At 65.3% G+C, this 25145-nt stretch carries 20 protein-coding genes; 12 read left to right on the top strand and 8 right to left on the bottom strand.

Annotated elements, in window-relative coordinates; translation table 11 throughout:
* Positions 1-60: 60 nt before the first annotated feature.
* Entirely contained in the window at positions 61-1164 is a 1104-nt protein-coding gene (locus HN018_RS08800) for a type 2 periplasmic-binding domain-containing protein (RefSeq protein WP_171835912.1), read from the top strand.
* A gap of 108 nt (positions 1165-1272) precedes the next feature.
* Here the strand turns inward: HN018_RS08800 and HN018_RS29090 are convergent, their stop codons facing one another.
* Together HN018_RS29090 and puuE are read right to left on the bottom strand one after the other, a co-directional pair.
* Positions 1273-1992, bottom strand: coding sequence for a cold-shock protein (locus HN018_RS29090; RefSeq protein WP_275434279.1), 720 nt, complete (start codon positions 1990-1992; stop codon positions 1273-1275).
* Between the two features lie 197 nt (positions 1993-2189).
* A complete protein-coding gene (gene puuE, locus HN018_RS08810) occupies positions 2190-3158 on the bottom strand; it encodes an allantoinase PuuE (RefSeq protein ID WP_171835911.1) in 969 nt (322 codons plus the stop codon).
* 133 nt (positions 3159-3291) lie between these two features.
* Here puuE and HN018_RS08815 point away from each other — a divergent pair, with 133 nt between their 5' ends.
* Both HN018_RS08815 and HN018_RS08820 read left to right on the top strand, forming a co-directional pair.
* Positions 3292-4341, top strand: coding sequence for a lipid A deacylase LpxR family protein (locus HN018_RS08815; protein WP_171835910.1), 1050 nt, complete (start codon positions 3292-3294; stop codon positions 4339-4341).
* A 15-nt stretch (positions 4342-4356) separates the two neighbouring features.
* Positions 4357-4731: a hypothetical protein gene (locus tag HN018_RS08820; RefSeq protein ID WP_171835909.1), complete on the top strand. Its 375-nt coding sequence runs from the start codon at positions 4357-4359 to the stop codon at positions 4729-4731.
* 31 nt (positions 4732-4762) lie between these two features.
* On the opposite strand, the gene HN018_RS08825 is transcribed toward HN018_RS08820, so the two are convergent.
* Both HN018_RS08825 and recG read right to left on the bottom strand, forming a co-directional pair.
* Positions 4763-6622, bottom strand: a complete 1860-nt coding sequence (locus tag HN018_RS08825; protein ID WP_171835908.1) for a putative bifunctional diguanylate cyclase/phosphodiesterase — start codon at positions 6620-6622, stop codon at positions 4763-4765.
* A 59-nt stretch (positions 6623-6681) separates the two neighbouring features.
* Positions 6682-8826, bottom strand: a complete 2145-nt coding sequence (gene recG / locus HN018_RS08830) for an ATP-dependent DNA helicase RecG (RefSeq protein ID WP_171835907.1) — start codon at positions 8824-8826, stop codon at positions 6682-6684.
* A gap of 55 nt (positions 8827-8881) precedes the next feature.
* On the opposite strand from recG, the gene HN018_RS08835 reads away from it, so the two are divergent.
* From HN018_RS08835 to HN018_RS08855, 5 genes are all read left to right on the top strand, one after another.
* Positions 8882-9232, top strand: a complete 351-nt coding sequence (locus tag HN018_RS08835) for an FAD assembly factor SdhE (RefSeq protein ID WP_408886769.1) — start codon at positions 8882-8884, stop codon at positions 9230-9232.
* Positions 9229-12741 carry a transcription-repair coupling factor gene (gene mfd, locus HN018_RS08840; protein WP_239479151.1) on the top strand — a complete coding sequence of 1171 codons (3513 nt, stop codon included), beginning with the start codon at positions 9229-9231 and terminating at the stop codon, positions 12739-12741. The genes HN018_RS08835 and mfd overlap by 4 nt, the downstream gene beginning before the upstream one ends.
* An 87-nt stretch (positions 12742-12828) precedes the next feature.
* Entirely contained in the window at positions 12829-13578 is a 750-nt protein-coding gene (locus HN018_RS08845; RefSeq protein ID WP_171835905.1) for a glycosyltransferase family 2 protein, read from the top strand.
* Between the two features lie 4 nt (positions 13579-13582).
* Positions 13583-14371 carry a TVP38/TMEM64 family protein gene (locus HN018_RS08850; RefSeq protein WP_171835904.1) on the top strand — a complete coding sequence of 263 codons (789 nt, stop codon included), beginning with the start codon at positions 13583-13585 and terminating at the stop codon, positions 14369-14371.
* Positions 14368-15648, top strand: coding sequence for a hypothetical protein (locus HN018_RS08855; protein ID WP_171835903.1), 1281 nt, complete (start codon positions 14368-14370; stop codon positions 15646-15648). The genes HN018_RS08850 and HN018_RS08855 overlap by 4 nt, the downstream gene beginning before the upstream one ends.
* A gap of 84 nt (positions 15649-15732) precedes the next feature.
* On the opposite strand, the gene HN018_RS08860 is transcribed toward HN018_RS08855, so the two are convergent.
* The gene (locus tag HN018_RS08860) at positions 15733-16251 is read right to left on the bottom strand and encodes an FkbM family methyltransferase (protein ID WP_239479153.1); all 519 of its coding nucleotides are present in this window, start codon (positions 16249-16251) and stop codon (positions 15733-15735) included.
* Between HN018_RS08860 and HN018_RS08865 the strand changes: the two genes are divergently transcribed.
* The gene (locus HN018_RS08865; RefSeq protein WP_171835856.1) at positions 16250-16492 is read left to right on the top strand and encodes a hypothetical protein; all 243 of its coding nucleotides are present in this window, start codon (positions 16250-16252) and stop codon (positions 16490-16492) included. The two genes, HN018_RS08860 and HN018_RS08865, sit on opposite strands and share 2 nt — an antisense overlap.
* A 194-nt stretch (positions 16493-16686) precedes the next feature.
* Here the strand turns inward: HN018_RS08865 and HN018_RS08870 are convergent, their stop codons facing one another.
* Positions 16687-18162, bottom strand: a complete 1476-nt coding sequence (locus tag HN018_RS08870; RefSeq protein WP_171835901.1) for a DUF2142 domain-containing protein — start codon at positions 18160-18162, stop codon at positions 16687-16689.
* A gap of 21 nt (positions 18163-18183) precedes the next feature.
* On the bottom strand, positions 18184-19134 hold the full coding sequence (locus HN018_RS08875; RefSeq protein WP_171835900.1) for a hypothetical protein: 951 nt from the start codon (positions 19132-19134) through the stop codon (positions 18184-18186).
* A 60-nt stretch (positions 19135-19194) separates the two neighbouring features.
* Here HN018_RS08875 and HN018_RS08880 point away from each other — a divergent pair, with 60 nt between their 5' ends.
* The gene (locus HN018_RS08880) at positions 19195-20187 is read left to right on the top strand and encodes a bile acid:sodium symporter family protein (protein ID WP_171835899.1); all 993 of its coding nucleotides are present in this window, start codon (positions 19195-19197) and stop codon (positions 20185-20187) included.
* Here HN018_RS08880 and HN018_RS08885 read toward each other — a convergent pair.
* Positions 20171-22783 (bottom strand): TonB-dependent receptor plug domain-containing protein, encoded by a 2613-nt coding sequence (locus HN018_RS08885; protein WP_204259707.1) that lies wholly within the window; start codon positions 22781-22783, stop codon positions 20171-20173. The two genes, HN018_RS08880 and HN018_RS08885, sit on opposite strands and share 17 nt — an antisense overlap.
* A gap of 324 nt (positions 22784-23107) precedes the next feature.
* Here HN018_RS08885 and HN018_RS08890 point away from each other — a divergent pair, with 324 nt between their 5' ends.
* Positions 23108-24697 (top strand): flavin monoamine oxidase family protein, encoded by a 1590-nt coding sequence (locus HN018_RS08890; protein ID WP_239479268.1) that lies wholly within the window; start codon positions 23108-23110, stop codon positions 24695-24697.
* Positions 24694-25140, top strand: a complete 447-nt coding sequence (locus HN018_RS08895; RefSeq protein ID WP_239479155.1) for a c-type cytochrome — start codon at positions 24694-24696, stop codon at positions 25138-25140. Before HN018_RS08890 ends, HN018_RS08895 begins: the two co-directional genes overlap by 4 nt.
* Positions 25141-25145: the final 5 nt, after the last annotated feature.

Here is a 25145-nt window from a genome sequence, read left to right on the forward strand (position 1 = left end):
GGCTAGGAATGGGGAGCCGGTTTCGACCGGTTCCCCTTTATCTTGTACGGAGCGACAGTTTTGAAAAGCCTATTGACCGCGCCGCTCGCCTTCGTGGCGGCGGCGCTGCTTGCATGTCCGGCGATCGGCGCCACCCGGGATGCCGCGACCGCGATTGCGGAAGTTTCCGGCGGCAGCATGCAGACCGATGCTTCATCCAGCCAGACACTCGACCGGGTTCGAAGGTCCGGCACGTTGGTCTGCGGCGTGGTGATCGACGAGGACGACATTTCGGAGGCCGATACGCACGGCAATCTCTCGAAGCTGGGTGCCGATTATTGCCGCGCCATGGCAGCCGAGATTTTCGGCGACGTGAACAAGGCAAGGTTCGTCTCGTCATCGGACGAACCTGCGGCTCTTGCCGCGCTGCGCGACGGCAAGACCGACGTGCTGTTCGGCGCGACGCCCAATCCCGTTCTGGGCATGGTCTATCACCTGGCATTCGGCCCGCCGATCCTGATCGACGGCCAGGGCTTCCTGGTCGCAAACCGGCTCGGCATCAGGACGCTGGCCGACCTCGGCGGCCGCAACGTCTGCTTCATCAATGCATCCCCGCCCGAGCAGACACTCTACGACTCGCTCGAACCACGCCTGAAGAAACGCGAAAACCGGTTCCCCTATTCCGAGCGGGGCGAGATGGATATCGCGCTGCTCGATGGCCATTGCGATGCCATAACGGGTGATATTTCCTGGATGGCGAACGTGCGTGCGAGCTTCGGCAAGCGCGCATCGGAGTTCTCGATCCTGCCCGACACAGTGTCGATCGATCCGTTCTCCCCGGCCTACCGTACCGGTGACCCCGGCTGGGCGGCGCTGGTCGATTGGACCGTCTGGGCGGCTCAGCAAGCGGAAGCGCACGGCATTACGCAGGCCAACGTCGCCACGCTGGGCCGGAGCACCGATCCGGTAGTGCAGCGCCTGGTTGGAACCAGTCCCTGGATCGGGCGCACGCTCGGAATTCCGGACAACGCGTTTCAGCATGCGGTGGCCGCGGTCGGCAATTCCGGGGAGATCTACCAGCGCAATGTCGGAAGCGGCTCCGACCTCGACCTGCCGCGCGGACGAAGTGCGCTGGCCGAGCAGGGCGGCCTGCTCTGGTCGCTGCCGGTCGAGCCATCGCAATAGATCGGCGCTCCCCGCGTCGATCCTGCCCTGAAACACGAACGCCTCCCCGCAGAACGGGGAGGCGTTGTTATTTCCATCCGGCGCGGATCACCGCGCCGATGTGTCGTGTCAGGCGAGGCTGATCGCGGCAGCCTCGGGACCCTTCTGGCCCTGGACGACCTGCACGCGGGTCGCCTGACCCTCGTTCAGGCTGGACAGGCCGGACCGCTCGAGCGCGGACGCATGGACGAAGATGTCCTTGCCACCGGTGTCGGGGGTGATGAAGCCGAAGCCCTTGGTCGCGTTGTACCACTTGACGATGCCACGGGTCTCTTCGGCCGAGGACAGGTCAGGGGCGGCACGACCGCTGCGGAAACCGCCGCTGGCACCGGCCGGGCCGGCAGCGCGTGGCGCGCCGAATCCTGCACCGGCGGAGCGCGGACGCTCCGGCTGCGCGGTGGTCTCGTCTACGGAGATCACCTCGGCAACCTGGCGACCCTTGGGGCCCTGGCCGATGCGGACGCCGAGCGTCGCGCCTGGGCTGACCGAGTCGTGGCCCGACTGCGACAGCGCGTTGGCGTGCAGGAACACGTCGCCGGAGCCATCCGCCAGCTCGACGAAGCCGAAGCCCTTCTCGCTGTTGAACCACTTCACGCTGGCGCTGATCTCGGGGCCGGACGCGATGACCTGCGAACCCCCGCCACCACCACCGGCACCGCCCATGGGACGACGCGGCGGGCCACCACTGTTCCGGTCACCAAACGACGGCGAGGGCGTGGGGACGAAATCATCATCGAAGCCGCCGCGGCGTGGGGAGCGGGGGCTGCGGTCGGTTCTGTTACTTCTCAACGGTCGTAATCCCGAGGTCTAAAAGGTTGCACCTGGCGACAGGCACACCGGGTGAATGGGTCGGCACGCGATCGGTCATCAAGTAGCCTGGGTGCCCCAGAGCGTCTCTTCTTGATGGATCGGACCATGGCATAGCACGATCGGTGCTGCACGGACCACCACCATACATCACCCGATCGTGTAGTTTTTTCGGGGTGTTACCGTTCGATCAGTGGCTTTCCCACGGACGTTCCGGACAACACCGGCCCGGCCGCATGGTGGTCGTGCCAATGCCGCGCAATGTCGATCCGGCGACAGATCCAGACCCGGTCGTGCTGCTGGATGTGATCGAGGAAACGGGCGAGCGAGGCTGCCCGGCCCGGCCGTCCCGCAAGCCGGCAATGCAGGCCGACCGACAGCATCCGCGGTGCATGCTCGCCTTCGGCATAAAGCATGTCGAAGCTGTCGCGGAGGTAGTTGTAAAAGTCCTCGCCGGTGGAAAATCCGCCCGGCGTCGCGAACCGCATGTCGTTGGCGTCGAGCGTGTACGGCACGATCAGCTGCGGCCGGCCGTTTCGCCCCGCTTCATGGGTGCGGTCCCAGAACGGCAGCTCGTCGGCGTAGGAGTCCGCGTCATAGGAAAACCCGCCCTCCTCGGCGACCAGTTGCCGCGTGTTGGGGCTGCAGCGCCCGAGATACCAGCCGAGCGGGCGGCTGCCGGTGACCGCCGTCTGCACCGCGATGGCACGCTGCAGATCCTCACGCTCGCGCGCGATATCGACATGCTGGTAATCGATCCAGCGATAGCCGTGGCTGGCGATCTCGTGGCCCGCCTCGGTCATCGCATGCGCCAGTTCGGGATAGCGCTCGATCGCCATGCCGACCGCGAACGACGTGAACGGCAGCCCGCGCTCCTCGAACAGCCGCATGATCCGCCAGACCCCGACACGGCTGCCGTATTCGTAGATGCTTTCCATGTTCATGTTGCGCGCGCCCTGGATCGGCTGCGCGGTGGTGATTTCGGAGAGGAACGCTTCCGAGGCCGCATCGCCGTGCAGGATGCAGTTCTCGCCGCCTTCCTCGTAGTTGAGCACGAACTGCACGGCGATCCGGGCCTTGCCCGGCCACTGCGGATCCGGCGGCGTCCGCCCGTAGCCGACCATGTCGCGCGGATAGGGCTGGCTCATCGTGCCTCCTTCTGATGACGCTATCCCGGACGTTCGCGCGCGGGGCGCGCGGGGCAGGGGTTTCCGCAACGCGCCGAAGCCCTTATGAGAAAACAATCCGAGCCATGACGTAGTGAGCACAATGATGCGCAGCATGACCACCCGCACAAGAGCCATCGCTCCCGTCATCGGAGTGTCGATCGGCCTCGCGCTTGGTGTGTCGCCGGGTTCGGCCTCGGCCGAGCCGCAGCAGGATCCCTACGGAACCTGGACCGCGCAGGTCGAGAACGATGCCGTCTCGACCCTCAAGGGCACGTCGGACCAGTACTACACGAGCGGCCTGCGGCTCGGCTGGACCTCCGGCACCGACAACCAGCCGCCGGCGATCTCGGACCTGAACCGGTTCATCTGGGGCCCCGGCGTGCAGCGGATCGCGATCGGCCTGCAGCAATCCATCTTCACGCCGCGCGATACCCAGCAGAACCAGTCGTTCGTCAACATCAAGGGATCCGGTTCCCAGGGCCGCGCCGACCGGCCCTATGCCGGCGTGCTGCTGGCCACCGTCAACCTGATCAGCGACACCGACATGACCCGCTCGGTCGCCGGGATCCAGGCCGGCGTGGTCGGCTCCTATGCCGGCGGCTACCAGGTGCAGAACGGCTTCCACAGCATCATCGGCGACACCCTGAATCGCGGCTGGTCGCGCCAGCTGCCGAACCAGCCGATCCTGCAGATCCAGGCGGCGCGCACCTGGCGCCTGCCGCTGATCACCCGCTACGGGATCTCGGCGGACGTGCTGCCGACCGTCAGCGGCGCCGCCGGCGACTATCGCACCTACGCGCAGATCGGCGGCACGGTCCGGATCGGCCAGGGGCTTGACAGCGACTTCGGCAGCCCGCGCATCTCGCCCGGCCTCGACGGCACCGATGCCTACAAGGGCACGCGCCGGTTCGCCTGGTACGCCTTCGCCGGCGCCGACGGACAGGCTGTCGCGTATGACGTCACGTTGCAGGGAAGCACGTTCCGCAGTGGGGAACCGCACGTGTCCAAGCTCTGGGACGTCGGCGAGTTCGAGGGCGGTGCCGCGCTGATCTTCCACGGCTTCCGCGTGACCTACACGCAGACCTGGCAGACCCAGGAATTCCGTGGCGCCAAGTCCGGACTGTTCAATTTCGGCTCCGTCGCGTTATCGACGAAGTTCTAATGCCGATCTCGAAGCTTGCAGCGGAGTGACGCCGTCCTGATCCCGACATCCCGCAATGGCCGCGCCAAGCCGGGCAGGAACCGGCTGATAGCCTACCGCGTGCTGGTGGCGATCGCGGCCGCATGCTTCGTGGGGGCGTTCGCGATCGCGGCACTGGCGCCGTTCGACCTGACCCTGGCCGGTGGCCTGGTCCGGCTGGACCAGACGGCGGCGTCGTGGCTGCAGCCGGTCATGAGCGAGGCGGGGCAGGCGGCGTTCCATCCATCCTGGCACATCATCGTGGTGCCGTTCCTGGCACGGCCCGCGTGGATATTGCCGGCCATGATCGGGTTGATCAGTGCCGGCCTCGCGGTCACGGTCGGGCGGGTCGTCGGCAAGCAGCGCGTCTAGCGGCGCGCCTGCCCACCCCCCCGGTGGCGCTCTAGTCCGACGAGATCGGTTCGAGCGCCGTGTCGGAATCATCCTGGTTCAGCTTGCGCAACGGCAGTTTGGGGATCGGGCGCCCGATCAGGTAGCCCTGGATTTCCTCGCACCCATGCGCGTCGAGGAACGCCAGCTGCTCCTCGGTCTCGACCCCTTCGGCACAGCTCGTCATGCCGAGCGCCTGCACCATCTGCAGCATGCTGCGGGTCACCGCCTCGGCGCGCCGGTCATGGCCGAGAGCCTGCACGAACTGCCGGTCCAGCTTGATCTGGTCGAACGGGTAGGTGATGAGCGTGCTCAGGCAGGAATAGCCCGTCCCGAAATCGTCCAGCGCCAGCCTGACGCCCATGGCACGCACCTGCGACAATTCGCGGCGGACGTTGCCGTCCTGCTCCATGGAACTGCGCTCGGACAATTCGATCTGCAGCCGGTTCGGCTCCAGCCCGGTTTCCTCGAGAACCCGCTTCAGCAGGTTCGGCAGCCGGCTGTGCGACAGCCAGACCGGCGACACGTTGACGCTGATGCCGAGCGCCTGCTCCCAGGATTGCGCTTCCTTGCAGGCAGCCCGCAGAACCCAGGCATCGATCTGCTCGATCAGCCCACCCGCTTCCGCCACCGGAATGAACAGTGCCGGCGATACCTCGCCATGGCCCGGACGGTTCCAGCGCACCAGCGCCTCGAAGCTCACCACCCGCTCGGTCGCGGTGTCGATTGCCGGCATCCAGTTCAGGTGGAAGGCACCCTGTGCCACCGCCGCCTGCAGATCCTGCTCCAGCCCGGTCGACAGGGTGTAGGCAGCGGTCAGCTGCGGCGTGGCCCGGCAATGCCGTCCGTCACCGTGCTTCTTGGCCGCCGCGAGCGCCGCCTCGGTGCCGAGCAGCAGGGACGCGACATCCTGGCCATCCGCCGGCGCCAGCGCGATCCCGGCCGACGGGCGCAGCGGCAACTCCAGGGTGCCGATCTGCACCGGCTCCCGCAGCCGCTCCATCATCCTCAGCACGATCGCCTCGGCATCGCTCGGCCCGATCCGGCCGGGTGCCACGAGCGCGAAACCGCTGCCGCCGAGATGCGCCAGGAAGCTCGGGATCGGGGCGATCGTCTGCAGCCGGTCGGCCGCCTGCTTGAGGAACTGGTCGGCGATCTCGCGCCCGTACATCTCGTTGAGCGCGGTCAGCCTGCCGACATCGACACGGAACAAAGCCAGCCCGGGCGTGGCGCTCGGGCCGGGTGCATCGCCGGCACCGCGGACAGGCACTTCCAGCGCCTGTTCCAGATAGCGCTCCAGCCCCTGCCGGCCGGGCAGGGCGGTAACCGCATCGATTCCGCTATCGACGCTGTGGCCGTCGTGATGCACGGCCAGCACGCCGGCAACGCCACGGGCGAGGTCGGACAGGGTCAGCAGTACCTCGCGCCCATAGCGGCGGCGCTCCCGGTCGAGCAGGAACAGCACGCCGATCGAGGCGCCGGCGGGATCGCGGATGGTGGCGCCGGCATAGGCGTTGAAGCCGGCATCGCGCTCGTGCATGGGCGCATCGATGAATTGCGGATCGACCGACAGATCGACGATCTCGACCGTCACCCGTCGCGGCCGGCTCATCTGCGCACGCAGGATCGAGACCGGCAGCGCCTCGCCGTCGCAGGTGCCGGATACGGCATGGACCTGCAGCCCCGATGGCGCGTCCACGACCAGGACAGCCAGCTGGCTGCCGGTGGTGCGCACCGCCAGCCTGGTGAAGATGGTGAGGGGTGTGTCCGACGACTCCTCGGAACGACTGCTGGCGCGAGGCAGCGCCAACCGTTCCGGAGTCCGTGCGGCCAGGGGCCCTGATGGTGTGGTGTTCGGGCCAATTCGCGACATGTTCAAAGGCTCCGCCCGACTGCAATAAAACGCAAGTGCCGTGGTCGGTTCCCGCCCGGTCAGCCGGACGAAAGTGTCCGTACGGCATCAGTCCGCCCGAATAGCGCCAGCAGCGGGCGCACCGCCTGGCCCCGTGGCGAGGTAAGCTGCGGATCACGCTGCAGCAGCCGTTCCGCATCTTGCCAGGCGCGTCGCACCAGCCGGTCGAAGTCGGTCCCGCGGGCCAGCCGGAAGCCGGGCAGCCCGGACTGGCGCCGTCCCATCAGGTCGCCGCCGCCGCGGATGCGGTAATCCTCGTCGGCGATCACGAAACCGTCCTCGGTGTCACGCAGCAGCGCCAGCCGCCGCCGCGCGGTCGCCCCAAGCGCCTCGTCATGCAGCAGCAGGCAGTAGCTCACCTCGTGTCCGCGCCCGACACGGCCGCGCAGCTGGTGGAGCTGGGCCAGCCCGAAGCGCTCGGCATGCTCGATCACCATCACCGTGGCGGTCGGGATATCGACCCCGACCTCGATGACGGTGGTGGCGACCAGGATGCGGGTGCGGCCGGCGGCGAACGCGTCCAGCGAGGCCTGGCGCAGGTCGGCGTCCTGCTGTCCGTGCGCCAGCCCGACCAGCCCTGGAAAGCGTTCATCCAGCGCGGCATGCCGGGCCTGGGCGGCGGCGAGGTCTACCAGTTCGCTCTCCTGCACCAGCGGGCACACCCAGAACACCTGCGCCCCAGCCTCGATCGCGCGGGCGATCGCCGCCAGCATTCCGGCCTGAGCCGACAGGCTGTGCAGCGTGGTGCGGATCGGCAGCCGCCCGGCCGGCTTCTCGTCCAGCCGGCTCACCTGCATCTCGCCATACTGGGTCAGCAGCACCGTGCGCGGGATCGGCGTCGCGGTCATGACCAGCACGTCGGTGGCAGCCCCCTTGTCGCCCAGCATCAGCCGCTGCTCGACCCCGAAGCGGTGCTGCTCGTCGATCACCGCCAAGGCGAGGTCGTGGAACACCACGCCCTCCTGGAACAGCGCGTGCGTACCGACCACCAGCGGTACCTCGCCGGTCTCGAGCAGGCGCCGCACGCTGCGCTTGGCGCCGATCTTCAGGCTTCCGGTCAGCAGGGCCACCGGCACCGGCGACAGCCGGCTCAACGTGATGTGGTGCTGGCGGGCGAGGATCTCGGTCGGCACCATCAGGCAGGCCTGGGCGCCGGCCTCCACCGCCCGCAGCATCGCCAGCAGCGCCACCAGGGTCTTGCCGGAGCCGACATCGCCCTGCAGCAGGCGCAGCATCCGGGTCGGCTGCGACAGGTCGCCGTCGATCTCGGCGAGCGCGCGGCGCTGCGCGTTGGTGGGCGTGTAGCCGAACCGGGCCAGTGCCTCACGCCGCAGCCGATCGTCGCCGGCCAGCGCACGGCCGGCGCGGTTGCGGGCGACGAGGCGGGCCTGTCCGATCGCCAGCTGGTCGGCCAGCAGTTCGTCGCAGCCGAGCCGGTCACGCGCTGCCGCCTCGCGCGCCATGTCGCCGTCGGGGGTGTGCACGAGACGCAACGCGCCCCCGAAGCTGGGCCAGGCCTGGCGCCGCACCAGTTCCGGATCCAGCCATTCCGGCAGTTCGGGCAGGCGCCCCAGGGCTGCCCGCATGGCACGCCCGAGCATCCGGTTGGAAAGCCCGGCCGTCAGCGGCCATACCGGGTCGATCCCGGGGATCGCGGCGTCGGTCAGCACGGCCGACGTGCCCAGCGGCACCACGTGCTCCGGATGCGACATGCTCAGCCGGTTGCCGTACGCCTCGAGGATTCCCGAGATCGCCACGTGCTGCCCGACCGCAAGCTGGCGGGCCTGGTACGGGCTGAAGAACACCAGCTCGACGGTGCCGGTGCCGTCTCCCGCATGCACCCGCCAGGGCTGGCGCGGCCGGCCCGGCCGTTCGATGCGCTGGATGGTCACGGCCAGGGTGGCGATGCGGCCGGGCTCGGCAGCGAGAAGGGTCGGGCGGTAGCGCCTGTCGATCGTGCTGTCCGGCAGATGGAACAGCAGGTCGATCACTTTGGTGCCACCGGTGGCGCGGGCGATCAGGCCGGCTATGCCGGGTCCGACGCCGGGAAGGCTGGTGATGCTGGCGAGAAGCGGTGCCAGCTGGGACGCGAACGGGACGGAAGCGGGGCGGTGGGAGCCTGATGGAGAGACGCCGGGACCGGCGACCGGTGTTGCTGATGCCACGCGATTCAGAAGCCTTTCGGGCCGACGGGCTGACAGGGCCCGGGTGCGCCGCTATATGACAACCCGCGCCATGCAACCATACGCCAGTCCCCCCGAGTCCGTCCCGGATCCCGATCCGTCCTCGCCGCCGCTTCTCGATTCGAGACGGCGGCGCATCCTGTTCCGCGCGACCCATCGCGGCACCCACGAGACCGACGTGCTGATCGGTGGCTTCGTAACGCCGCGGATCGCCGGCTTCGACGATGCCGAGCTCGACGCGCTCGAGGAACTGATGGAACTGCCCGATGTCGACCTGGCCGACTGGCTGATGGGACGCCTGCCGATCCCGCCCGAATGCGATACGCCGATGCTCCGGGCGGTCGAGGCGGCGGCACGGACGCGGTCCCTGTCCGGGTTGAAGCGTTGAGCGCGGATGGCGGCGGCGCGGTCGACGCGACGACGACCATCTGGGGTGTGCCCGAGGGCTACGACGCGATATTGCTCGCACGCCGGCAGACGCAGTTCGGCGGCGAGCATGACGGACCGTTGCTGCATGTCGCGCGCGACGACACCAACCTGGCCCGGCTGGCCGACCTGCTGGCCTATGTCCGGCCGGAAGCGGAAATCCTGAGGTTCCCGGCCTGGGACTGCCTGCCGTACGACCGCGTCTCGCCCAACCCGGCGATCGTGTCCGAGCGGGTCGCGACGCTGACGCGCCTGCTGGAGCCGACCACCTCGCCGCGCATCGTGCTGACCACGGTCAATGCGCTGGTGCAGCGGGTGCCGCCGCGCAAGGCGTTCGCGGGGCAGTCGCTGAGCGTGAACTCGGGCGAGAGCCTGGACGTCGCCTTCCTGATCGAGGTGCTGGTCGCCAACGGCTACAACCGCACCGACACGGTGATGGAGCCCGGCGAGTTCGCCACGCGCGGCGGCATCGTCGACATCTTTCCGTCCGGCGAGCCCGACCCGATCCGCCTCGATTTGTTCGGGGACGAGGTCGAGAACATCCGGCGTTTCGATCCGGCCACCCAGCGCTCGACCGACAAGCTCGACCGGCTGGTGCTGCGGCCGGTGTCCGAGATCTCGTTCGATGCCGACAGCGTATCGCGGTTCCGCACCGGCTGGCGCGAGCAGTTCGGGCCGGAAGCCGCCAACGATCCGATCTATCACAGCGTGTCCGACGCGCGCCGGCATTCCGGCGTCGAGCACTGGATGCCGCTGTTCCACGAGCAGATCGAGACGCTGATCGACTACCTGCCCGGCGTGTCGCTGAGCATGGACCATCAGGTCGACGAGGTTTTGTCCGGCCGGCTCGAGATGATCGCCGACCATGCCGACGCACGGGCGATGCCGACCCGCGACGGCGAGGTGCCGTACCGGGCGCTGCCGCCCGAGCTGCTCTATCTGGATCGCGCCGCCTGGGACGCCATGCTGGCGCACCTGCCGGTGCTGTCGTTCAGTCCGTTCGCGAAGCCCGACGGCGCCGGCGGCTTCGAGGCGGGCGGGCGTCCCGGCATCATGTTCGCGCGCAGCCTGCCGGCCGGCAGCCGCGAGACCGTATTCCAGATGCTGGGCGACCAGGTCGGGAAATGGGCCAAGGGCCAGAAGCGGCGCTGCTTCGTCACCGCCTGGACCCGTGGCTCCCGCGAGCGCATCGGCACGCTGCTGCGCGAGGCCGGCCTGGATGTCGAGGCGATCAACGACTGGGCCTCCACCGCCAAGCTGAAGCCGGGCCGGATCGGCCTGCTGACGCTCGGCCTGGAACGCGGCTTCGTCGCCGAGGACATGGCGCTGGTGTCCGAGCAGGATCTGCTCGGCGAGCGGATCTCGCGTCCGCCACGCCGCCGCAAGCGCGCCGACCAGTTCATCGCCGAGGCCACCGAGATCGCCGAGGGCGACCTCGTGGTGCACCAGGATTACGGCATCGGCCGCTATGACGGGCTGGAGACTATCGGCATCGTTCGCGCCGGCAGCCAGAGCGTGATCGGCACCGCCCCGCACGACTGCCTGCGATTGATCTATGACGGCAACGAGAAGCTGTTCCTGCCGGTCGAGAATATCGAGCTGCTGAGCCGGTTCGGCTCCGAGCAGAACGGCGTGGCCCTCGACAAGCTCGGCGGTGCCTCCTGGCAGTCGCGCAAGTCCAAGATGAAGCAGCGCATCCGCGACATGGCGGGCGAGCTGATCCGGACCGCCGCGGCCCGCCAGCTGCGCGATGCGCCGAGCCTGGCGCCGGCGGAAGGGGAGTGGGACGAGTTCTGCTCGCGCTTCCCGTTCGTGGAGACCGAGGACCAGGCGCGGGCGATCGCCGACGTGCTCGAGGATCTGGCGGCCGGACGTCCCATGGACCGGCTGATCTGCGGCGATGTCGGCTTTGGGAAGACCGAGGTGGCGCTCCGGGCCGCCTTCGTGGCGGCGATGTCCGGCTCGCAGGTCGCGGTGGTGGTTCCGACCACCCTGCTGGCCCGCCAGCATCATCGCACCTTCACCGCACGCTTCGCAGGCCTGCCGGTCCGCGTTGAACAGCTGTCGCGCATGGTCAATGCCAAGGACGCCGCCGCCGTGAAGCGCGGCGTGACCGATGGCACCGTGAACATCGTGATCGGCACGCATGCCCTGCTCGCCAAGGGCATCGAGTTCGCCGATCTCGGCCTGCTGATCGTCGACGAGGAGCAGCATTTCGGCGTCTCGCACAAGGAGAAGCTGAAGGCGCTGCGCGAGGACGTGCACGTGCTGACGCTGTCCGCGACGCCGATCCCGCGCACGCTGCAGCTGGCACTGACCGGCGTGCGGGAAATGAGCCTGATCGCCACCCCGCCGACCGACCGGCTGGCGGTGCGCACCTTCATCATGCCGTTCGACTCCGTGGTGATCCGCGAGGCGTTGCAGCGCGAGCGGTTCCGTGGCGGCCAGGTCTTCTGCGTGGTGCCACGCATCGAGGATCTCGATCGCATGGCCGCGCGCCTGCATGAGATCGTGCCGGACGCCAAGCTGGTGCAGGCGCATGGACGATTGGCGCCGACCGAGCTCGAACGGGTGATGACCGAGTTCGGCGACGGCAAGTACGACATCCTGCTCTCCACCAACATCGTCGAGAGCGGGCTCGACATGCCGGCGGTGAACACGCTGGTGATCCATCGTGCCGACCTGTTCGGGCTTGGGCAGCTCTACCAGCTGCGCGGACGGGTCGGGCGCGGCAAGCAGCGCGGCTACGCCTATCTCACCTGGCCGCAGCAGCATCGCCTGTCGGCTTCGGCCGAGAAGCGCCTCGAGGTGATGCAGACGCTCGACCAGCTCGGCGCCGGTTTCACTCTCGCCAGTCACGACCTGGATCTTCGCGGCGCCGGCAATCTGCTCGGCGACGAGCAGACCGGGCACATCCGCGAGGTCGGCATCGAGCTGTACCAGCAGATGCTCGAGGATGCGGTGTCGGACCTGCGGCGCGAGAAGGGCAAGCGCAAGGCCGAGGATCGCGACTGGACACCCAACATCGTGCTCGGATTGCCGGTGCTGATCCCCGAAACCTACGTGCCGGACCTGCCGGTCAGGCTGGGCCTCTATCGCCGGATCGGCAGCCTGCCCGGCGACGCCGAGACCGAGGCGATGGCCGCCGAACTCGTCGATCGTTTCGGCAAGCTTCCCGACGAGGTCGAGAACCTGCTGCAGGTGGTGACGCTGAAGCGGATGTGCCGGATGGCGGGCGTCGAGAAGCTGGAGGCCGGGCCGAAAGGCATGGTGGTGCAGTTCCGCGGCAACAACTTCAGCAACCCGGCCGGGCTGGTTGCCTGGATCGGCGCCAAGGGCAGTGACATGCGCCTCCGCCCGGACCACAAGCTGGCGATCGCACGCGAGATGACCACGGCCGCACGGATCAAGCTGGCCCGCGACGTGGTCGGCAACCTGAACCGGCTGGCGGACCAGGCGAAGGCCGCCTGACCGTTCCCGTTCCGGTCGTTACGGTGATGGTCTAGCACGGCCGGGCTGCGCTATAACGCCCGTATCGCTTCCATGTGGGATTTGTGTGTGCTCCAGAACCGTCGCGTCGTCGTTGTCCTGCCCGCCTACAACGCGGCGAGGACGCTGGAGCAGACTTGCCGTGAGATCCCCAGGGATATCGTCGACGACATCATCCTGACCGACGATGCCAGCCGGGATGGCACCGTGGAGCTGGCCCGGTCGCTCGGTTTGCACACGATCCGCCACGACCGGAACCGCGGCTACGGTGGCAACCAGAAAACCTGTTACGCTGCAGCATTGGAGCGCGGTGCCGACATCGTCGTGATGCTGCACCCCGATTACCAGTATACGCCGAAACTCATCGCGGCGATGGCCGCCATGCTGGTGTCCGACCAATACGATGCCGTCCTTGCCTCGCGGATCCTTGGACGTGGGGCGATCGCCGGCGGCATGCCGCGCTACAAGTACGTGGCGAACCGCGGTCTGACCCTGGTCCAGAACATCCTCATGCAGGCAAAGCTATCGGAGTATCACAGCGGCTATCGGGCCTGGACCAGACAGGTTCTGGAACGTCTGCCGCTCGATCGCTGCTCCGATGATTTCGTGTTCGACAACCAGATGCTGGCGCAGGCGCTGCATCACGGGTTTCGGATCGGCGAGATTTCCTGCCCCACGCATTACTTCGCGGAGGCTTCGTCGATCAACCTGAAGCGCAGCGTGGTCTATGGGCTCGGCGTGCTCCGGACGTCCGCACAATACCGTCTGCATCACATGAAGCTTCGGCATGACCGGTTGTTCGATGCCGTCCCGGACTGAGCCGGTGAACAGCCCAGCCATCCGGACCGATTCAACCGCCCGGTCGTCCGGAGCATTCGCAATACGCGTCGCCTTGGCAGTAGTCCTTCTCCTGGTGGTCGTGGCCGGGATCGTTGGAATACGGGTCTGGCCGCATCGGTTCGCCCACGGCCTGAGCACGATGATCGAGATGGGTCGCAGCTTCGGCGCTGTCGGGTGGTTGCTGGCCGCGTTGATCCAGATCCTGATCGCCTTGTGCGGGATACTGCCGGCGTCCGTCGGCGCACTCGCTGCCGGAATGCTCTACGGGATCGTGCCCGGCTTCCTGCTGTCAGGCGTGGCGACGCTGATCGGCGCGGCACTCGCGTTCATGCTGACGCGGTCGCTGTTCCGGCCATTCATCGCCCGGACGTTGCTGCGCTGGCCGCGGATCGGCCGGCTCGACGATGCGGTGGCGCAGGACGGCTGGCGCCTGGTGTGCCTGCTGCGTATTTCGCCCATCATGCCATTCGCCGTCACCAGTTATGCGCTCGGCCTGACATCGCTCCGTATGCGGCAATACATGATCGGCACACTGGCCTCGCTTCCAGCGCTGCTTGGCTATGTAGTGCTTGGAAAACTTGCGGGAGCTGGCCTGAGCGCGCTCTCGACCCGCCAAGCCCAGCCACTTCGGTGGATCCTGCTTGCCCTGGCGATTGCTGCAACCGCGCTCCTGACGCTGCGGCTAGGACGGATCATCGCTAGGATCATGCAATTGCCGACTGTTCCCCGGGCGGCACAGGAGCCAGATACTCAACGGCACGTTATCCTATGACACCTTTGACGTCTCCCAATCGTCGCGTCTGGGCGCTTCGCATTATCCTGCTGACGGTGTTCGCATTCTTTGTATGTATTCGCATGCCAGAAATCGTTCTGAAAGGCCGGTTCTGGGCGGAGGAAGGAAAATTCTTTTTCCACAATGCGTGGGTAATGCCACCGCTTCAAGCGCTGCTGGAGCCGGTAGGAGGATACCTGAACTTGGTGGCCAACGCCGCGACGCTGGCGGCTCGCTGGCTGATGCCTCTGCGTCTAGCTCCTTATCTTACAATAGCTGTCGCGTTAGTGTTCCAGCTAATGCCGCCGCTGCTGCTGCTGACCGCTCGCGACTCTTGGTTGCAAGAAGGAAGGATAAGGCTTTGTGGTTTACTGTTATTACTGTTGGTTCCAGCTTCGGAGGAAATCTGGCTACAAACTCTCCACAGTCAGTTCGAGCTGACGCTTAGTTGTGCCATCATCTTAACGTTAGAAACCGATTCCGGACGGATGCCGTTATCGAGACGAGGTTTTGGGCAGGCGGGGATCCTTCTGTTAGCGCCCCTTTGCGGCCCCGGCGCGATTGTACTGGTGCCGCTATTTTTCATGCGCGCCATACTCGATCAGTCGGGGTCGCGCCTGATCCAAGCGTTCGTCCTTTCGGTTGGTAGCGTTATCCAGTTGCTTCTGTTCTTCCATGCGATTCCTGGTAGAGGCTATAAGCTGGAGCCCGTATCGTTGCTCTGTGTCTTTGCAATTCGGCATTTGGCGGTTCCGTTTCTCGGTCTTCCGCAGGCCGAAACAGTCGCCGGGGTCGTGCGAGCAAGCTTGTCCAGCGGTCATCTTCCGTGGCTTGCGGTGCTATTGCCGTTGTTGTTGTTCGTGCCGTTCTCCATCGCCACACTCGGTACCCGTAGAACCCGTCCAGCATTCTGGCTACTGGCAGCCGGCGGCTTCACGGCGTTGGCGTCTTACTTCGGTGCGATCGGCGGGACGATTGCACTTATCGACGTGCATTTTGGAGAGCGCTACGTGTTCGTGCCGCAGGCACTTTTTAGCCTGGCGTTCCTTGCGTTTGCGGCAACTGGCAATGCCAAGCTTGCAGGCATCGCTCGGGTCGCAGTGCTTTGGCTCATCGTAGTTGGTGCGACCAATTTCTTCTGGACGTGGCCTCTGATCAGCAACGGCCCGTCGTGGCGATCCGAGATCAGCAAATGGCAGAGTGACCCGACGCGTTTTATAGAACTATGGCCGGATGGTTGGACGATGACGCTGGAAGCCCCACGCACTTCCAAGTAACGTTGCTGCATCGCGTCCCCGAGTTAGCTACTTGGGAGCAAATCTTTCTGTCAGATTTTACAAGGGAGATCTGCATCCATAGGCTCATTGAAGTTTTGTAAACCATGACAGGCGCTCCGTAGATACGAAGGCGTGATTCCAACTCTCGGGATGATACACGACATCTGATCCGATAACGGGTGTGCCTCCGGCCATGGGGCGGACGTCTGTGTAACGATTAAGCCTAACCAACTGGTTCAAGCTTTCAATATCCGCGTTTGGCAGGATTTCGATGAAAATGATCGGCCGGTAGCGGCGGGTTGTCCATGTTGTGCCCGCCAGTAACGCTGTTTCATGGCCCTCCACATCAACCTTGATCAGCGATAGTTGCCTTACAAACGGCGCAAGGTGCAGCATCGCCCGGTCCAACGTTCTGACAAGAACCGGATTGCTTGATGAGTGATTGGACTTGAAACTCGCCTCCAGCGAGGCACTGGTTTCTACCAGACCGTGCTCCTGAGTTAGCATGTAGAGGTTAGAATATCCGTTCGAGTTGCTAAGCGCACACGTGATTGGCCTTATGCGTTTCTCAAGCTTGTTTCGACGGATATTATCGTGGAGCATGACAGAAATCGATGCTACAGGCTCGAATGCTAGGTCCTTGACCCGCAAAGAAGCCGAAGCTGCCAGCAAGGGAATAGAATCCGGTATTCGCACCGACGTCTATCACCAGCCCCGGCGAAGCGCGACATACCTTGAAAATATAGTCAGGCAGCGGACGTTCGAACGCCTGCCAGCCATCGAGGCCGATCTGACAAGCGACGAGATCTCGATCTTCGTGCTTATCAAGGATGAATCTTTGTAAATCAGCATTTAGAGGTAGGCTTACGGCAGTCTGTAACATCGTCTCTGACATGTTTCGATCCACCGTATGCCGTCAGAACAGTCTGACTTCAAAGTTGCTGCTCGTTGATGATGACACGGTCGGGCTGCTCACACGAGCCTGGCCCCGATCTCTGCTTCTGTCCTCAACGTGTACGCATTATCCTGACGTATCTTCTACTGTCCATGATAGAAAAACGTCACTATAGCTACAGGTATCAAATATAAACCTGCGAGCCCAGCAACAGCCGTAGGAATGAGCAGAATACCTGGCTGGCCAGCATCGCGTGGTCCGAACCGCGGAAGCGCGAGTGCCACCAGTGGAATTAACGGGACTAGATACCGACCTTGCGGTCCGCTGATCCAATCATACCCGACCGGTGTGAAGCTGAGATATTGCGAAATGTAAATTAAGAGGATCGTTATGAAGACTGCTGCAAGCAAAGCAAGCGTTTCTTGAGGCTGGCTTCCGTCCGTGTTTGATGCCCCAGCTAACGTCCCGGCGAGACACGAAGCGCCGAGTGCCACCACCCAGAGCGTCATTAGCGTGGTCGGCAATACTAGGTTAAGCCAACCAAGTACACCCAAGAGCTGCGTAAAGACATCTCGATTCATAAACATCGAGTGAATCGGAAGGCTAATGAAGAGCCAGGGTCGCGCCAGCAATACCGACAACTGCGCTCCCATGTCAGTGCGATCGAAGATCGCCGGGCGATTGCCCGGCCAAAGCGGACCAGCCTCTTCTGGCGCCCGTATCACCGGTGCTGCCGCGTAGTGGACGTTAAGCCACGTCCAGCCGATAGTGCATGCCAGAATCAAGGCAACTGTGCCTAACCTGATACCGAACCATGCTGGTAGCGGGCTGCGTCGTGATAGTTTCAGCGGTAGGAACAACAGAATGACAAGTGGGAGATAAGGGGGTTTAGCCAAGCTGATGCAGGCGACCAGAATTGCCACCGCCCAATAGGATGGCGATGCAGCGGGAGGCTGGTCTAGGCGGAGACGACTAGCGAAAGCGACGGCAAGTACTGCTGCGCCGATCAACAGCCCGTCCTGGTTAACTGACGCGGCCAAGGACAAGGTCGTGGGTAGCAGAAGGGTTGCAAACAAAAGCGCTCTGCCGCGCGTCGCCAAAGACAATGCGGCCGCCCCCATACAGAGCGTGAGAACCAGATTGATGAGGCGAGCAGCCATGAACGCCGCATATGCACCAAAGCCACACAACTTGCAGATCCCTATCGCGACTGCGGCCGGGATATAGAAAATCGGAAAATAGCTGGCAATCGTGCCGATCTCATAGAAAGCATGCCGTCCGCCAAACCTAACCCGTCTCGACTCTTCCAGAGCGGCTCCGCTCATATGACTAGGCGTCAGATCATTCACGCGGATCTGCGAGATGATGACGTCCAGCAACGCGCTATCTCCTATTACTCCTTCACGTAGAATGCGCCTTCCGTCCGGTCGGATTTGTGTTTCGCGATGTCCGATCAGTTCACCGTGCAGCAGTGAGTCGGCCTTCATCACGTGCGGCGGTTCGTCTGGTATCTGTCCCAGAGGGGTGAGGGCTGCCAGGAATATGCCCAGAGGCAATGACAGCATCAAGAACAGCAGAACCAGGGGCTGCAGTAACGGGCGGTTTATCGTCAGGCGCATCTGGTCCTGTTAACAGGCCTTCTAACGTAATGGCAACGGAACGTTGTTGACCATCAGCGTGCCCTGTTGCCAGGCGAGGTCCCAGTCGGACTGATCGCCCTGGCGGTGGGCCACCAGTTTCGCGAGGAACAACCCCGTGCGCAGGCGCTCCAGCCCGGGCGCGTTCGCGGCCTCGATCAGCGCATCGAAGCCTTGCGCGGTCAGGTGGCCCACGCCGGTGCCGGCATCCGGCGTGCTGGCGATGCTGGCCCGGCCGTGCCCCGACAGGGTCGTGGCGCCACGACGGGCGACCGCCTGCTCGATCGTCACGTCGACCGGGGCGCCGTGGCCGCCGGTGGCCGACAGCAGCGCCGGCAGTTCGCTGGCGGGCAGGGCCACGCGCACATCGAGCGATTCCGGAAACAGCCCGGCGGCGCGGTCGTTCGACACGGCGCCGTCAAGCATCCCGGTCAGGTGCGCCGTGCGTCCGTCGCCGGCCACGTGCAGCGCCAGGCGATGCGCGCCGAACCTGGTAGTGCCGGCACGGACCGATACGTCGGTCCAGGTGAAGTCGTAGCCGCCACCGGTCTGGACGCCATGCGCGAGCGGCCGCATCGCCGTCTGCAGTACCGCATCCGGGCAGGCGCCCGAATGTTGGGAGGATAGCGCGGTCAGCAACGCGGCGGCGGCGGCGGTCGAGGCCTGCTCGAGTTGCGCCGGCCCGACCGAGGCGGCACCCTTGGCGTCGGCCCGCAGGCGCGCGGCGTGCAGGGATGGCGGGGTCGGCGAGCCGGTGCCCGGGATCGTCACCTCGAGCCGGCCTGCCTCGAAGCCACCGCCAGTCTCATGCAGGTTGGCACTGCCGGCGATGGCACATCCCCCCGGCAGGTCGAGATCGGCCGCCCGAGCCGGAGTTGGCGCGGCGATGGCGACCCAGGCGGCCAGGGCAGGCACAAGGATCGCGGCGAGGGCTGGTGTGGCATCGTTGATCATCGGGGACTAAGGGTGGCCCAGCCTCCACACGGTGGCAACTCGCCACGGTGGGGATGAACGATGCTGAAGCCAGACCCGTTCCTGCTCGCCTTGATCGTCACGGTGCTGCTGGCCTCGTTCGTCCCGTGCCACGGGGCGGCAGTGCCGGTGTTCCATGGCCTGACCATCGCGGTCATCGCGCTGATGTTCTTCATGCAGGGCGCCCGGCTGTCGCGAGCGGCGATCCTGACCGGGCTGGGACACTGGCGGCTGCACCTGGCCATCCTGTGCTGCACCTTCGTGCTGTTCCCGCTGCTCGGCCTGGCCCTGCACGCCCTGGCGCCCGGATTGCTGACGCCGACGCTCTGGCTCGGCGTGCTGTTCGTGTGCGTGCTGCCCTCCACGGTCCAGTCGTCGATCGCGTTCACCTCGATCGCGCGGGGCAACATCCCGGCGGCGGTGTGTGCTGCCACCGCGTCGAACCTGCTCGGCATCGTGATCACCCCGCTCCTGACCGGGCTGGTCCTGGCGGGCGGGATCCACGCCCATGCCCAGGTTTCCGGCCGGGGCGTGCTCGATATCGTCCTGCAACTGCTGCTGCCCTTCGTGGCCGGCCAGCTGCTGCAGCCGTGGATCGGCGGCTGGGCGCGGCGGAACAAGCGGCTGCTCGGCTTCACCGATCGCGGCTCGATCCTCATCGTCGTCTATACGGCGTTCAGCGAGGCGGTGGTGCAGGGGCTCTGGCAGAAGGTGCCGCTGGAACAACTCGGGCTGGTGCTGCTGGTGGATGCGCTGCTGCTCGGGGTGATCCTGCTGGTGACGCGATACGGCGCGCGGGCACTGGGCTTCGCGCACGAGGACGAGATCGCGATCGTGTTCTGCGGCTCGAAAAAGACGTTGGCCACCGGCGTGCCGATGGCCAACGTGCTGTTTCCCAGTGCCATGGTCGGGCAGATCGTGCTGCCGCTGATGATATTCCACCAGCTGCAGCTGTTCGTGTGCGCGGTACTGGCCCGCCGCTATGCGCAGCGAGCCATGATCGACGCGGATACGCCGGTCAGAACGCGTAGTTGACGCGTCCGTAGTAGAAGCCGCCCGAGAGCGGGATCTGCGAGGCGGTCTGGTCGTAGTGGCTGACGTTCGCGTAGGCGGTCGAGGCCGGGGTCTGGCGCGGACGCATGTTGAACAAATTGTTGGCGCCGAGCGTCGCGTGCCAGTGCTTCTGGATCTGGTAGCCGATCTCGAGATCGGTCAGCCACACCGGCGTGCTCTTGAACTCCAGGAACTGCGTGCCGGAGAAGGCGAGGTCGGCCGGCGCCTGGTCCTGGTAGCCGAGCAGGTTGGTGGTCTGGCCCCAGCGTGTCTCGCGGACGTTGACGTCCACCTTCCCGATCTTCCAGAACGCATTGAGGATGATCTTGCTGCGCGGCGTCGCGGTGGTGACGTAGCCCGCACCCTGGGCGGTCAGGAACGGGTTGCCGAGACCGTCGGTGCCGACATGATGCAGGCGGGTCCGGTTGAGATCGATGCCGGCGGTCCAGTTGACGGTGCCGTACTGGCGGAAGTCGGAAAAATAGTTGGCGGCGACGTTGAGGCCCTGGGTGCGGGTGCTGACCCCGTTGGCGAAATAGAACGCCGAGATCTGGTCGACCTGGGCATTGGCCGGAATGGTGGCACCCGTCAGTTCGATCGCATCGAGCGCTGGCTGGCCCGTCACGCCGCCGGCGCCGACGATCCGGTCGCGGATGTTGATCTGGTAGACGTCGGTGGTGATGCTCAGGTTGGTGATCGGCTCCACCACGAAACCCGCGCTGACGTTGGTGGAACGTTCCGGCTTGAGCGGCAACGCGCCGATCGAACGGCCGGCGGCGGAGTCCACGGCAAGATCGCCGCTGGCGCTGGTCGGCCCGACATTGAGCGAGCTGAAATGCTCCTCGGCCAGTGACGGCGCCCGGAAGCCGTTGCTGATCGTGCCGCGGATCGCGAACCTGCGGCTGAAATCGTAGCGGGTCGAGACCTTGCCGTTCTCGGTATTGCCGGAGTCCGTGTAGTGCTCGAAGCGGCCGGCGAAATCGAGGTCCCAGTGCTTGAGCGGGTGGGTGTCGAGGTCGATGTAGCCGGCATAGACGTCGCGGTTCCAGCTGCCGGCGTTCTGCGGGCGCAGGCCGGCGAAACCCTGGGTGCCTCCGACTTCCCAGGAGGCGGGATTACCGGCGCCGAGCTGGTAGGTATCGAGCCGGTGTTCCGCACCGAATGCCAGGTTGACCGACTTGCCGAACACGGTGAACGGCTGGGTGAAATCGAGGTTGTTGGTCCATTGCGCGGTGCGCTGGGTCTGTGCCAGGACCTTGGTCGGCGTGAAGCCGGTGCCGAGATCGAAATCCGGATCGCCGGGCTCGGCGCCGGTCTTGTAGAGGTTGGGGTTGGCGGTGTTCTTGTTGCCGATGTCGGTCTCGTCGTCGCCGTACGTGCTGCTGATGTCCACATGGAAACCGAAGAAGTCCTCGGCCTTCAGGCCCAGGGTGGTGGCGAAATCGTTCTCGTCGTTGGTCTCCAGCGGCGAGAAGCCGTTCGGATAGAGTTGCGGAAGCACTGTCGGGGTCCGCCAGTTCTCGTAGCCCTCGGAGTGGCGGTGGGCATAGGTGATCAGGCCGTAGCCCTGCACGCCACCGAACAGGTCGGGCACCAGCGTCTCACCGGCGGCGATGCTCAGCGTCTCGCGGGTTTCCTCGGGGACGCCCAGGATTTTATTCGAGTTGAGTGGCGAGCCGAACTTGGCCGCACGATTATCCTCGGTGGGCGCGACGAAGAAGTCCTTGTGATACATGCCGCCGCCGATATGCAGGTAGCCGTCGCGGCCGAACGACGTGCCGCCATCGGCATCGAGCTGATAGAGCCAGCCGTCGCCGTTCGCGGCGTTCGCCCCGGTCTGGGCGCTGGCGTTGAAGCCGTGATCGCTCTTCTTGGTAATGATGTTGACCACGCCGGCGATGGCGTCCGATCCGTACTGCGCCGCCGCGCCATCGCGCAGGACCTCGATATGGTCGATCGCCGACGACGGGATCATGTTGATGTCCGGCGCCGTCGAGCCTTGCTCGGGTCCTGAATCGGCCGCGATGTTCGAGGTCGGATGCCGGCGCTTGCCGTCGAGCAGGATCAGGGTGTCGTTCGGGTTGAGGCCGCGCAGGACGATGTTCGCGGTCAGTGCTGCGGTATCGGAGCCTTCCGCCTTGATGTTGATCGAGGGGTCGGTCTTGACCAGCGCGCTGGCGAGGTTGGGTTCGCCGGACCGACGCAGGGTGGTCGCGCTGATGACGTCGATCGGGCTGGTGCTGTCGCGCGCCTTGCGGTTGAGGCTGCGCGTGCCGGTGACGATGACGCTCTCGCCCGCATCCGCGAACGCCGGAGCTGCGGCGCCCGATCCGGCACTGCCCCGTCCCGCCGGGACTGGCTCGTTCGCTGCAACCAGGATGGGTGGTGCTTCCACTTTGGCCGCGGTTGTGGCGCTGACATGTCTTGTCTTGTGCGAATGATGACGAACCGGTGCGGGCGTCTTGGTTGTCGCATCACCTGTCTGGGCGATCGCCGGAAGCGTCCCGGCAATGATCGCCAACGGACATGCAGTATACAGCAGCACTCTTCGAAAGCCGCTTGCTTGGGTTGTCGTCATCCTGCTCTCCATTCCGCCGTCCGTTGGAAGCCGTGTCCCGGGATTTCGAAACCTGAACGAACCGATCCGGCGTCGTGCCGGCGCGGAAGTCCGTTCGCTTCCCGTCACGACCAAAAACTAGGCAGGTAGGGGAATCAAGCCAAAACTGCATATCAAGTATGCAAATAGAGTCAGTGCGGCCTATATGCACCACCAAGAATGTCTATGAAACAGGCAGTTGAGTAGTATATGTGCTGTTTGACGAATCGTTACTGACTATAATAACGTCAGGTCTATCGAGAGCGCGATCTCGATACCGACCTGGAGCACCGCACCTTGAATCGAATGCACGCCTTGGAGCCGACCCGACGGCAACTGCTGATGCGCATCGGAGCGGCGGCCGGCAGTGTCGCCATGTATCAGGCAATGACACAGCTCGGCCACGCAGCCGGAACCGACTTCACGGGCTCACCGGTCCTGTCCGGGGCAAAAAAAGGGACTTCCGTGCTGGTGCTTGGTGCCGGCTTGGCCGGCATGCTGGCGGCCTACGAGTTGCGCAAGGCCGGCTACAGCGTGCGCGTGCTGGAGTACCAGACGCGCTCCGGCGGCCGCAACATCACCCTCCGCGGCGGCGACACCCTGACCGAGCTGGGCGGCGCGACCCAGAACGTGAAGTTCGCATCCGGCAACTACATCAATCCCGGACCATGGCGTATTCCGTATCACCACCAGGGGCTGCTGCATTACTGCAAGCTGTTCGGGGTCCAGCTCGAGCCGTTTATCGAGGTCAACCACAACACCTATCTGCACAACACCGAAGCCTTCGGCGGCCAGCCGCAGCGGTACCGCGACGTGATGTCGGACTTTACCGGCCACACCGCCGAGCTTCTGGCCAAGGCGATCAACCAGGACAAGCTCGATCAGCCGGTCAGCGCCGACGAGAAGCGCGACCTGCTCGATGCGATGCGCGGCTGGGGCCTCCTGGACAAGGACTACGCCTACAAGACCAGCGACTTCGTGTCCCTGCGGCGCGGCAACTCGAAGCCGGCCGGCGGCGGTCCGGACGGAGCACCGGTCCCGTCGACCGTGATGGGTCGCAGCGAGATCATGAAGTCCGGCCTGTGGCAGTGGCTGTCGTTCAACATGAGCTACGAGATGCAGACGACGATGTTCCAGCCGGTCGGCGGCATGGACATGATCGGCAAGGGTTTCGCCAAGCAGGTCAACGATCTCGTCACCCACAACATCAAGGTCACCAAGATCGCGCAGGATGCGAACGGTGTCACCGTGAGCTTCCTGGACAACGGCAAGGGCGGCGCCGCGGGCGAGGCGAAGGCCGATTGGTGCGTCTGCACGATCCCGCTGCCGATCCTGGCGGAAATCGAGGTGCAGGCGGGCGCGCCGATGAAGGCGGCGATCAAGGCGGTGCCCTATGCCTCCTCGGTCAAGGTCGGTCTCGAATTCAATCGGCGGTTCTGGGAGCAGGACGAGCAGATCTATGGCGGCATCAGCTTCACCGACCAGCCGATCAGCCAGATCTCGTATCCGAGCACGAACTACTTCTCGAATGACAAGGGCGTCCTGCTCGGCGGATACATGTTCGGGCCCGCCGCCTATTCGTTCGCCGGCATGACACCGGAGGAGCGGATCGAGGCGGCGCTCAAGCAGGGCAGTCTCATCCACAAGCAATACCGGAAGGAGTTCAGCAACGGCGTCGCCGTCGCCTGGAGCCGGATGCCATGGACGCTCGGCTGCTGCTCGACCTGGAGCGAGGAAAGCCGCAAGGCGCACTACAAGCCGCTGACCGAAATCGATGGCCGCCTGGTTATCGCCGGCGAGCACGCCTCCTACGTCGGATGCTGGCAGGAGGGCGCCATCCTGTCGTCGGTCAGCGCCATTACCCGTCTCCACCAGCGCGCGATCGGAACCGCATGATGCGCCCGGCTTTTTCCAGCACGACCTTCTCAACCATCGCCGCGACCCTGGCGATCGCGGCGCTGTTTTCGCTTCCGTCCAGTCAGGCGCTGGCGGATGCGGCATCCAACGTCGCCGGCAAGTCGACCACCAGCACCGACGGCGCGGTGATCTTCCAGCAGGTGTGCCAGGGCTGCCACATGGCCAACGCCAAGGGCGCGGTCGGTGCGGGTTATATCCCGGCACTCGCCGGCAACCCGAAGCTCAAGAGCGCCGGTTATCCGATCTATGTCGTGCTGAACGGCTACGGCGGCATGCCCTGGCTCGGAACGATGCTGAACGACGCCCAGGTGGCCTCGGTGGTGAACTACGTGCGCAGCAATTTCGGCAACAACTACACCGACAAGTCCAAGCCGGAAGACGTCGCCGCCGTGCGCGGCGCGGCCCCCACGATGGAGAAATGAGCGTG

Origin of the sequence: Lichenicola cladoniae (genome assembly GCF_013201075.1) — a bacterium.
In the GTDB taxonomy this organism is placed as follows: Bacteria; Pseudomonadota; Alphaproteobacteria; order Acetobacterales; family Acetobacteraceae; genus Lichenicola; species Lichenicola cladoniae.